This window comes from Chitinimonas sp. (assembly GCF_041904975.1).
Taxonomy (GTDB): Bacteria; Pseudomonadota; Gammaproteobacteria; order Burkholderiales; family Chitinimonadaceae; genus Chitinimonas.
Genome location: NZ_JAYRLZ010000011.1, coordinates 26563 through 37163, shown reverse-complemented (window position 1 = coordinate 37163; position 10601 = coordinate 26563). Strand labels below are relative to the sequence as shown.

The 10601-nt window shown below is 62.2% G+C and carries 12 protein-coding genes; 6 read left to right on the top strand and 6 right to left on the bottom strand.

Annotated elements, in window-relative coordinates; all coding sequences use genetic code 11:
* The 4 genes from ACE3OH_RS02245 to ACE3OH_RS02230 form a co-directional block, all read left to right on the top strand.
* Positions 1-1402, top strand: a 1402-nt coding sequence (locus tag ACE3OH_RS02245) for an ATP-binding protein (protein ID WP_374347825.1), incomplete at its 5' end; no start/stop codon positions are given.
* The gene (locus ACE3OH_RS02240) at positions 1399-3120 is read left to right on the top strand and encodes an ABC transporter substrate-binding protein (protein WP_374347823.1); all 1722 of its coding nucleotides are present in this window, start codon (positions 1399-1401) and stop codon (positions 3118-3120) included. The genes ACE3OH_RS02245 and ACE3OH_RS02240, both read left to right, overlap by 4 nt.
* 331 nt (positions 3121-3451) lie before the next feature.
* On the top strand, positions 3452-3919 hold the full coding sequence (locus tag ACE3OH_RS02235) for a hypothetical protein (protein WP_374347821.1): 468 nt from the start codon (positions 3452-3454) through the stop codon (positions 3917-3919).
* Positions 3916-5223, top strand: coding sequence for a GAF domain-containing protein (locus ACE3OH_RS02230; protein WP_374347819.1), 1308 nt, complete (start codon positions 3916-3918; stop codon positions 5221-5223). The genes ACE3OH_RS02235 and ACE3OH_RS02230 overlap by 4 nt, the downstream gene beginning before the upstream one ends.
* Here the strand turns inward: ACE3OH_RS02230 and ACE3OH_RS02225 are convergent.
* From ACE3OH_RS02225 to ACE3OH_RS02215, 3 genes are all read right to left on the bottom strand, one after another.
* The gene (locus ACE3OH_RS02225) at positions 5198-5371 is read right to left on the bottom strand and encodes a hypothetical protein (RefSeq protein ID WP_374347817.1); all 174 of its coding nucleotides are present in this window, start codon (positions 5369-5371) and stop codon (positions 5198-5200) included. The genes ACE3OH_RS02230 and ACE3OH_RS02225 overlap by 26 nt on opposite strands.
* A 126-nt stretch (positions 5372-5497) precedes the next feature.
* Positions 5498-6181 carry a hypothetical protein gene (locus ACE3OH_RS02220; protein WP_374347815.1) on the bottom strand — a complete coding sequence of 228 codons (684 nt, stop codon included), beginning with the start codon at positions 6179-6181 and terminating at the stop codon, positions 5498-5500.
* A 111-nt stretch (positions 6182-6292) separates the two neighbouring features.
* Positions 6293-7198, bottom strand: a complete 906-nt coding sequence (locus ACE3OH_RS02215) for a LysR family transcriptional regulator (protein ID WP_374347813.1) — start codon at positions 7196-7198, stop codon at positions 6293-6295.
* Positions 7199-7327: 129 nt separating this feature from the next.
* Between ACE3OH_RS02215 and ACE3OH_RS02210 the strand changes: the two genes are divergently transcribed.
* Positions 7328-7975, top strand: coding sequence for an NAD(P)-dependent oxidoreductase (locus tag ACE3OH_RS02210; RefSeq protein ID WP_374347811.1), 648 nt, complete (start codon positions 7328-7330; stop codon positions 7973-7975).
* 61 nt (positions 7976-8036) lie between these two features.
* Here ACE3OH_RS02210 and ACE3OH_RS02205 read toward each other — a convergent pair whose 3' ends face one another.
* Positions 8037-8204, bottom strand: coding sequence for a hypothetical protein (locus ACE3OH_RS02205; protein ID WP_374347809.1), 168 nt, complete (start codon positions 8202-8204; stop codon positions 8037-8039).
* A 253-nt stretch (positions 8205-8457) separates the two neighbouring features.
* Between ACE3OH_RS02205 and ACE3OH_RS02200 the strand changes: the two genes are divergently transcribed.
* A complete protein-coding gene (locus tag ACE3OH_RS02200; RefSeq protein ID WP_374347807.1) occupies positions 8458-9219 on the top strand; it encodes a substrate-binding periplasmic protein in 762 nt (253 codons plus the stop codon).
* On the opposite strand, the gene ACE3OH_RS02195 is transcribed toward ACE3OH_RS02200, so the two are convergent.
* Both ACE3OH_RS02195 and ACE3OH_RS02190 read right to left on the bottom strand, forming a co-directional pair.
* A complete protein-coding gene (locus tag ACE3OH_RS02195; protein WP_374347805.1) occupies positions 9208-9867 on the bottom strand; it encodes a PepSY-associated TM helix domain-containing protein in 660 nt (219 codons plus the stop codon). The two genes, ACE3OH_RS02200 and ACE3OH_RS02195, sit on opposite strands and share 12 nt — an antisense overlap.
* Positions 9864-10541: a Fe2+-dependent dioxygenase gene (locus ACE3OH_RS02190; protein ID WP_374347803.1), complete on the bottom strand. Its 678-nt coding sequence runs from the start codon at positions 10539-10541 to the stop codon at positions 9864-9866. Before ACE3OH_RS02190 ends, ACE3OH_RS02195 begins: the two co-directional genes overlap by 4 nt.
* Positions 10542-10601 lie beyond the last annotated feature (60 nt).

Below are 10601 nucleotides of genomic sequence, written 5' to 3'. Positions count from 1 at the left end.
AGGCTTGCTGATTGCCGGCTTCGTGGTATTTGCCTCGCTGATCCTGCTCGGGCTCAGCGCCTATTGGCTGACCAACCGACTGGCCAGTCTCGCCCGCTCCAGCCGCGCCATTGCCGCTGGCAATTACACGCTGCAGCTACCGGAGCGAGGCCGGGACGAAGTGGCGCAGCTGTCGGGCAGCTTCAATGAGATGCGTCGCTCCATCCAGCAGCAACTGAACGAGCTGGGTGCCAATGAGCTGGAGTACCGCGCCTTGTTCGAGCAGGCTGCAGTGGGCATGGGCCATCTGTGCATCGACGACGGCCACTGGCTGCGCGCCAACAACAAACTATGCCTGCTGCTGAACCAGCCGCCCGAGGCTTTTACCCGGCAAACCATCTTCGATATTGCCCTGGAAGAAGACCGCGAGCGCCTGCGTGAAGCGCGGCACGCCCTGCTGCAAGGCGAAATCGATGTATTCGAGACCGACTGCCAGCTACGCCGCAGCGATGGCAGCCTGCTGTGGTGCACGGTTACTGCGTCGCTCTACCGCAAACCGGGCGGCACGGCCGGCTATTTCATCCTGCTGGTGCAGGACGTCAGTGCGCGCAAGGCGAATGAAATCGAGCTGGACCAGTATCGCGAGTCGCTGGAACAAAGGGTGGCGCAGCGTACCGCCGATCTGGCCGCCGCCAACAACGAGCTGCGCGCATTCAGCTATTCGGTATCGCATGATCTGCGGGCGCCCTTGCGCAGCATCGATGGCTTCAGCCATATGCTGGAAGAAGACTATGGTGATCGCCTCGATGATATCGCCCGTGGCTATATGGGCCGCATCCGCGCCGCCGCCCAGCGCATGGGCAGCCTGATCGATGCCATGCTCAATCTGGCCAAGGTGACCCGCGCCGAGCTGCAACCGAAACTGGTGGACCTGTCGGCGCTGGCCCGTGGCATCGTCGATGATCTGCAGGCGGGCCAGCCGGCACGAACGGTCGAGGTCGATATCGAGGGCTGGCTATATGCCTGGGGCGATGAAGAATTGCTGCGCTCCGCTATGCAAAACCTGCTGGGCAATGCCTGGAAATACAGTGCCAGACGGGAGCAGGCGCGCATCGAATTCGGACGCCTGTTTGCCGAAGACGGCCCGGTGTTTTTTGTCCGCGACAATGGCGCCGGCTTTGACGCGCGCTATGCCGACAAGCTGTTCGCGCCATTCCAGCGACTGCACAGCGCCAGCGACTTCGATGGCATCGGTGTGGGCCTCGCCTCGGTGCAGCGGGTGGTGCAGCGTCATGCCGGGCGCATCTGGGCCGAAGCCGAGCCCGACAAGGGCGCCACCTTCTTCTTCACCCTGCGTATCGAACCGGAATTGTCTGCCGCCAATAGCGCCGACACCCACACCCAAGCAGGCACGCCACCATGAGCAGACCCGCTTTTGCCTACCCCGCCCTTGCCTGCTTCGCCCTGGCGTCGCTGCTTGCCCGTGCCGATCTGGCGGCAGCCGAGCGCTGGCTGAAACAGAAATTCACTCCCAGCACCCTCAGCTATGCGCAACAGCTGGAGGAAATGCGCTGGTTCATCGACGCCGCCAAACCCTACCGCGGCATGACGGTGCGGGTGTCATCCGAAGACATCACCACCCATCGCTACGAGCGCGATGTCATGGCCAAGGCGTTCTACCAGATCACCGGCATCAAGGTGATCCACGATACCCGCCACGAAGCCGTGAATGTCGATGCCATGGTCGGGCAGATGTTCCAAGGCAAGGAGCGCTATGACCTGTTCATCAACGATACCGACTCGATCGGCGCCCACTTTCGCTACGGCCTGACCGTACCGCTGTCTGACTTCATGAGCGAAGAAGGTCGCGACGTCACCCTGCCGACACTGGACCTGCATGACTTTATCGGCCGCAGCTTCGGCACCGGGCCGGATGGCAAGCTGTATCAGCTGCCGGATCAGCAATTTGCCAATCTGTACTGGTTTCGCCAGGACTGGTTCAGCCGCCCCGATCTGAAGCAGCGTTTCCGCCAGAAATACGGCTATGCGCTGGGTGTGCCGATCAACTGGTCGGCCTATGAGGACATTGCCGAGTTCTTCAGCAATGAGGTCAAGGAAATCGACGGTCAGCGCGTTTATGGGCATCTGGACTATGCCGCCAACGAGGCCTCGCTGGGCTGGCGCTTTTCCGATGCCTGGTTGTCGATGGCCGGTGCCGGCGACAAGGGCATACCCAACGGCAAACCGGTGGATGACTGGGGTTTGCGGGTGGAAGGCTGCAACCCGGCCGGCGCCAGCGTGGCGCGCGGTGGCGACCTGAACGGGCCGGCGGCGGTATTCGCCCTGAACAAATATCTGGAATGGAATCGCAGATTTGCCCCGCCAGAAGCGCGCCAGCTGGCATTTGGCGATATGGGCAGCTATCTGCAGAAAGGCAATGTGGCACAGGCGATCTTTGTCTACACCGCCATTACCGAAGCGCTGCATAAGTCGGGGCTGCCAATCAACAACAAGGACGGCACGCCGAAATGGCGCTTTGCCCCCAGCCCGCACGGCCCGTATTGGGAAGAGGGCATGAAGCTGGGCTATCAGGACGCCGGCGCCTGGACCATGCTCAAGGCGACGCCCCTGGCGCGGCGCAAGGCCGCATGGCTGTATGCCCAATTCACCGTGGCGCATAGCACCTCGCTGAAAAAGACCCTGGTGGGCCTCACGCCGATACGCGAATCCGATATCAATGCCGAGGCGATGAGCAAGATCGCCCCCAAACTCGGTGGCTTCGTCGAGTTCTACCGCAGCCCGGCACGCATTGCCTGGACGCCGACCGGCGTCAATGTGCCCGACTATCCACGCATGGCGCCCCTATGGGTCAAACACATGATGCAGGCCAATCGCGGCGAAAAAACGCCACAAGCCGCCCTGGATGGCCTAGCCGAGGATATGGATCAAACCATGGACAGCATCGCGCGCGAGGGCAAGATGACGGTATGCCCGCCCAGGCTCAATCAAAGGCGCGATCCCGGCCTGTGGTTCAAGCAGCCCGGCGCACCGCGGCCGAAGCTGGCCAATGAAAAGCCGCCGGGCGAAACCATCGAATACGACAAGCTACTGCAGGCCTGGAAAGAGGGGCGCTTGCGCTAGGCTCGGTTGACGTTTTGTCGACGGTCGCGCCCGATCGGTATTTGCGGCACAGCGAGGCGAAACGAGCGCAGCATGGCGGGCCATTGTCAGCACATGACAACGCAGTCTTGCCGCAAAAATCGGCACGGCCCCGCGGGTTTCGTCGAAACAGGGCTGTTTGCGGCGTTTTCGCACATTGATGTAAATGACTAGGCTGCGGCTGCAACGCCTTGCACTCGGCGGTTTTCCGACGCAACACGATCCGCCGGCAAAGTGTCGCCAGAGCCCGGACCTGCACACCCGCCAGAGCCGCGCCTGTACCTAGAACGGCACACTGGTTATCATCCGCGCCATGTCGAGTGAACCGAATGCTGCGGAAATCATTGCCTTGCTGGATGGCTGCCACAGCCTGAGCCTTGCTACGCGCACGCAGGATGGCAGCGTCAATCTGGCACCAGCGCTGGCTTGCGGGCTGGCGCCTGACGGCCAAGACCTGCAGGTTTATCTGGCGCACAGCCAGGCTGGATCGGCACTCGATGATATCGCCGTCCATGGCCATGTCGCGCTTTTCGGCGTCAATCTGCACGATGCCAGCCAGCTGCAATTGCAGTCACGCGGCGCCATGTTGATCCCGCTACCTGCCGACGCACTGCAAACTGTCCAAGCGCAACGCGAAGCCATCGCAGCGGAATGGTTGATGCACGGCTATTCCACCCGTTTTGGGTATGCGCTGACCAGTTTTACGGCTGACGAGTTGCAGCTGGTCCAGTTACGTGTGTCCGACATCGAGCAGCTTGCCTGCGCTGAGCTGAGCGCATGATACCCATCGACACCTTGCGCGCTTGCCTGCTTTTGCCGGCGCAACTCGCCAGCCTTGGCGGGCAAGGCGCAATCACCATCCGGCAAGCGCGCCTGCACTTTGTCGATCAACACCATCTGGCCCTGCCCGCACAAGCCGATGCACCAGGCCGACTCAGTGCCCTGCTGCTGCATCCACACACGGCTGCGCGCTACCGCCTGACACTGAGCCTGAGCGGACAGCAATGCGATGGGCCGGTAGTGGCGGCTCTGCGGGCGCGGCACAACGCCATCAGCACCAGCCAGGGGCGAGGGCAAGCCATGCTGGCGGCGGCCGACATTTACCACCTTGATCACGCCGAGGCACTGCCCGGCAGCCCGCTTGCCAGCGACATCGCGCCCGGCAGCGGCTTGCGCGCACTGCGCCATCTGAGCGATGCCCTGGCCAATACCGAGGATCTGGCCCAGGTACTGGACCTGACCCTCGACACCCTGGCCGATATGCTGGCCGTCGAGCAAGCGATGATCCTGTTCAGCGATGAATCGGGGCGCTGGCTGTATACCGTTGCCAGTCGCGGCTATCCGGTTTCCGGGGTTGGCTCCGAGGTGATGATGGGCGATGGCATTATCGGCGCGGCCGCCCGTTTTCTCAGCCCGGTGCATTTTTCCTGCCGATATAGCGCCGGCCTTGCTGCCAACGCGCAGGCCGGCAGCAGCCGCGACCCGGAGATTCCCCTGCCCGGCCTGCCGGCCCCGCAAAGCCAGCTGGCGGTACCGATTCGCGCGGGCGACTGGCTCGCTGGCGTGTTGTATGTAGAAAGCCGGCAGGCACGACGCTTCAGCCACCATGACGAAGATGCCCTGAGCGCCATCGGCGCCATCCTCGGCATGGTGATGCGCCCGCTGCTGCGCCCGGTCGATATCGCACTACCCGATCTCTTGCCGCCAAACCAGGTAGTCAGCCAGGGCAGTGCGGTGGAAATCCGCTACTTTGCCACCACGCAAAGCGTATTCATCGGGGACGATTATCTGGTCAAGGGCGTAGCGGGTGCTGTGCTGTGGCTGCTGCTCAATGACTATCAGCAGCTGGGACGCACCGACTTCAGCAACCGGGAGTTACGCCTCGATCCGCGCCTGCGCTTGCCGGAAATCGGTGACAACCTCGAAACGCGCCTCTTGCTGTTGCAGCGGCGCCTGAGTGAACGCTGCTCGTGGCTGGGGCTGGAAAAACTCGGGCGCGGGCGCTTGCGGCTGCGCCTTGAGCAGCCGTATCGCCTGGTCGATGTCGAGAATGAGTCACTCAGTGCCGATCTCGCCGTGCGCTAATCATCAGCACGGCACTGGTCAACAGCAGGGCCGTACCCAGTGCGACGGCTGCCAGCGCAGCAGCCCGACCATGCAATACCAGGCCGGCGGCCACTGCGGCCACGGGGATGCTGGCGATAAGCAAACGATTTTTCAGGCGGTTTTTCATATCATGTCTCTCTAAAAAAATGGCCGCATAGCGGCCATGAAACGCGGTATCGAAACCCCATTCCTACGATACCGACCTGCCCACCCGGTCAGGGGAACCCGGCAGACGAGATAGCGTTGCAAGCGTTCAGCCGGTGACGGCACCCAGAGCGGTGGTGAGCTTTCCCCAATCCTTGCTCGGCAACTGGCCGCGCAAGCGACCCATCACCCGCTCGAACACGTCGTTGGGGGCAACCTGGCGCATATCACCAAGCATGTCGGCCCGCTCGGCCGGATTCAGGTGCGGCAGCATCCAGTCCAGCAGCACCGGCGTTTGCCCGGCCGGCGCCTCGGAAACCATCTCGCGCTCGATGGCGCGCAATTCCGCATCGCTGTAGTGCGCCCACAGCACCTCATTGTGTTCGGATTCCTCAACCGCCATATGCTCGAAGCAATCAGCCACAAACACCGCCAGTTCGCGATACAGGCGCTGCCCCGCCTGGCTGCGCTCTGGCGCCGGAACCCGCTCGACCAGGTCGGCCAGCAAGGCCAGGGCATCGATGGCAAACAGCTGGCCGGTATGTTCATCGGCGGCAAGGCGGGTGGAGCCCGGCTGGCGTGCTTCCATGGCCGGGTGGATATAGCGATTTTGCTGAGCGATATGATTGCGGCACACCAGCAGCAATTCGCGCACCGCCTCCAGCTGCTGGCTGCGATCTTCCGCATCGCGCCAGTCGGTCCGGCCGATATCCATCAGCACATGACCCATATAGGCTCTTAGCGCCTTATGGAAGTACACATAGAGATCATGGCGTGCGGCCGGGGTAATCACATTGCGCTCCTGTTCGATGCGATCGCCAAGCAGCGATCTGATGGAACGAAGCTTACGGCCCGCCGCAAAAGCGCTTTGCTAAATGGTGCTTAAGAAAACACTAAGTTTTTCTTAAGGCGGCTCAACTTCGAATACCGCTTTCAGAAAGCCGATCAATCGCCTGACCTTGGCCGGCAGAAAACGGGAAGCGGGGTAGACGGCATATACGCCGCCAATCGGCAGCGACCAGCCTTGCAATGGCGTCAGCAAGCGGCCGCTGGCGATATCGTCGGCCACCATATAGTCGGGCAGTACGGTCCAACCCAGGCCGCTGCGCGCACATTCTCGTGCCACATTGGCGCTATTGGCGCGAAACACCGAGCGCGCCTTGATTGCACAATGCTGCTCGTCTGCATCATGGCTAAACCGCCAGGCCAGGGGGGACGGGAGCACGGTCAGCGCCACCCACGGCGCGCCTTGCAGCGCCTCGGGCCGGGTCGGGCAGCCGGCCTTTTGCCATAAGGCCGGTGCCACCACCGCCAGCTGGGCAAACTGGTCAAGGCGCTGGGCGCGCATCGAGGAATCGCGCAAAAAGCCGGCGCGTATGGCCAGGTCTATTCCCTCACCGACCAGATCCAGCACCTTGTCGGTGGCAATCAGCTCCAGTTCCAGCGCCGGATGTTCCATGGCAAAGCGCGCCAGATGGCCAGCCAAGGGGCCGGTGGCATAGTCGGCCGGCGCGGTAAGCCGCAAACGCCCTTCCAGCCTGCCTTGGTCGGCCCCGAGACTGGCCGTCGCCACACTCAGTGCCTGCAAGGCCGGCACGATCTCGGCATGCAGCGCCAATCCCGCCTCGGTCGGCACCACCTTGCGGGTGGTGCGCAGCAATAGCGTCACCCCCAGTTGCGCTTCCAGCCGGCTGATCTGCTGGCTGATCTGCGATTTGGCCATGCCCAGCTGTGCGGCTGCGGCGGTAAAGCCACCACAGTCAACCACGGTGGCAAACAGGCTCAGGCGGTTCAAGTCGGCAGCAGGCACGATATTGTTCTTGATTTGTAAACAGTCAATTATTGATTAGCTTGTTTTTCAATTCAATCTGAAAGCGCACTATGCGGACATCGCAAACGAAGCTGTTTGCCAGTCCAAATCATCAAAAAGGAATTCATCATGAAAATCGCCCTGATCGGTGCCACCGGCTTTGTTGGCAGCGCCCTGCTCGCCGAAGCCCTGCAACGTGGTCATGAAGTCACCGTGCTGAGCCGCGATACGACAAAGATTGCGCCAGCAAACGGCCTTACCGTGAAACAGGCCGATGTCTACGACCCGGCCCAAATAGCAGCCGCTTTGGCGGGGCAAGACATCCTGATCAGCGCCTTCAATCCGGGCTGGGACAAGGCCGACATCCAGGCCTTGTTTCTGAAAGGTCATGATGCCATCGTGGCCGGCAGCAAACAGGCAGGCATCGCCCGGCTGATCGAGATTGGTGGCGCAGGCAGCCTGTATGTGGCGCCCGGCCTGCAACTGGTGGATACGCCCGACTTTCCGGCCGAGTACAAGGAGGGCGCGCTCGGTGCGCGCGAAGCCTTGCGCCGCCTGCAGCAAGAAACCGCGCTGGACTGGACCTTTGTATCGCCGCCAGCCCTGCTCGCCCCGGGTGTGCGCAGCGGAAAGTATCGCCTTGGCAGCGACCAACTACTGATGGATGGCACGGCACCGGCCGGCATTTCGGTGGCCGACCTGGCGGTAGCCGTACTCGATGAAGCGGAACAAGGCCAGCAACGCCGTCGTCGCTTCACCGTTGCCAGCGCGGTCTGAGCCACGCCTTGCGGCCACCAGCCAGAGGCACATCGGCCAGCGTTTGGCTGCCAGCCACGACTTATGCGCGGTTGGCCGGCTGACTGGCGCTGGCCGATGCCAGGCTGGCCGGCGCCGGACTTGATGCTGCCGGCTGCTCATTCAGGGCTACCAGCACGGAAAGGCTGAACAGGCTGCTGACCAGCAATACGAGAACAGGCTCGAAAACCTTGGCGGCAATCTGGTTCATGGTGGTACTCCTCGCTCGTTGGTGCGTTGGACTGACAGGTCCGATCATGATCCCGCACTGCAACAAAGCCCACCGGCCTGCGATAGGGTGACAGATACGCAGCATCAAATACCGGAAATGCCGATAGAGCGTGCGGTGCTCGCCGGGAGACATACCCATCAGATTGTTACTTGCCTGCATACCAGCGCCCGGCAATTGCCGGGAAGGCAAATCATGGAACGGTCTATGGTGAAAGCTCACCCGGAAACCCGCCATGTACTGCCTGCGATGCTGTCTACTGGCCCTGCTATTGCTTTGCGCCCATGCGCAGGAACGCTTGCGCCTGGCCAGCGGAGAATGGCCGCCCTATGCCGGCGAAGCATTGCCCGGCGGTGGTCTCGGGGCGCACATTATCAGCGCAGCCTTTGCCGAGGCCGATATCGTGGTCGAGTATCAATACCTGTCGTGGAAGCGCGGTCTGGAGATGGCCCGCCAGGGCAAGCTCGATGGCGCCATCCTGTGGGGCGGTCAGCGGGCAGACCAGCAGGAATTTCTGGCAACCCAGCCGGTGGTCACCAGCCAGGTGGTGCTATTTCATCGCCGCGAAAAACCGCTGGATGGCAAAGCCCCGGTCAAGGGCTACCGGCTCGCCTATCCCAATGGCTATGACTATGAAGTGATCCCCGGCTTTATTGCGCTGGCCCAAGCGAGCGGCATAGCGCCCTTGAAAACCGGTAGCGACCGCGATGCGCTGCGCGCCCTGCTCAATAACCGCATCGACGCCTACCCCGCCGACCGGCTGGTTGGTATCTATCTGCTGCAGGAAGCCATGTACGACCACTGGCAGGAGCATATCGCCATCACCCCATCCCCACTGTCGATTGAAGAGCTGGGCGTGCTGATCAGCCAGCGCCACCCGCATGCCAAGCAGTTGGTCAGGCGCTTCAATGCCGGCCTCGCCGCCTTGCAGCAAAAGGGCCTTATCGCCCGCTGGCTGGCCGAGGCCGATTTGCCTGCTGCCAAATCACATCAATAACGCCCAGGCAGCCCAGCTGACCGCGCCGCTCATCAGCCCAAGCGCCAGCAAGCGTGGCCCATGCAGCTTCGACCACAGCAAAAAGCCACTCAGGCACAGCACCAGCAAGGCACCGGCCAGCGTATCCACCAGCAATATCCAGGCGGTGCCCAACCCTACGCCCTTATGAAGATTGTTGAGCATGCCCCAGAGGTTATGCTCGACCCGGCGCACCTCGGCTTGGGTATTGCCGACGCTGAAGCTGGCTTGCAAGCCATAGTCAGGCCGGGAAAAGCTGACCGACCACTCGGCCGGTTTTTGCAGCTTCTGGCCGTTCCACAGCACCGCCTTGCTTGGCTGAACCCGGCTGCGTGGCTGCTCGTGGATGCCGGTGTAGTCGGCAAACCACTGCGCAAATGCCTTGGGATCGCGACGTGCTTCTTCGGGCAGATTCACCTGTACCGTTGATTCAACCGGCACCGAGGCATTGATCTTCATTTGCGCCCGGTGATTGAGCAAAAAGCCCGACACGCCGAACAACAGGCCGAGCAAGGCCCCCCACAGTCCGAGCCAGGCATGTACCCGCTTCAGCCACTTGAGAAAGCTGCCCTTGCGCAGGGAGTCAGGCACAAAGCCGGTGTGATTGCTGGCGGTAAGACTGGCGATCATAGCTCGCTCCACATACGTAACAGATTGTGATAGTGACCGGTCAGGCTCACCACTTCCGGGCTGTCACCCAGCTGGCGGCGCAAGGCCTGTACCTGGGTATCGAGCTCGAACAGCATAGTGCGCTGCTGGTCATTGCGCACCATGCTTTGCGTCCAGAAGAAAGCACACAACCGCTCGCCACCGCTGACCGGCTCCACCCGATGCACGCTGGACGCCGGATAGAGAATCAAATCGCCAGCCGGCAATTTGACCTCGTGCACGCCATAAGTGTCGGATACCACCAGCTCGCCGCCGTCGTACTCATGCGGCTCGCTCAGAAACAGGGTGGATGACAGATCGGTGCGCAGCATGCCGCCAGCGGGCAAGGCACGAATACCGCCATCGATATGGTCGCCATAGTGCTCGCCGCCAGCATAGCGGTTGAACAAGGGCGGCACGCTGCGCAAGGGCAATGCCGCCGCCACATAGAGCGGATGCTGGCCCAGGGCCGCCAGGATCTGCCGGCCCAGGCGTTCAGCCAGGGGCGAGTCGCTGGGCAGCTGGCGATTATGTTTGACGCGAGCCCCCTGCGGCCCGACGGTTTCGCGGCCGTCAACCCAGTCGGCAGCGTGTAGTTCGGCGCGAAAGCGTGCGACTTCGTCGCCGCTTAACACGCCGGGAATATGAAGCAACATCGGCAATTCCCCACAGCGGCCAGCCATCGCGCCAGCAAAGCAAATGGCAGGGCGATGGCT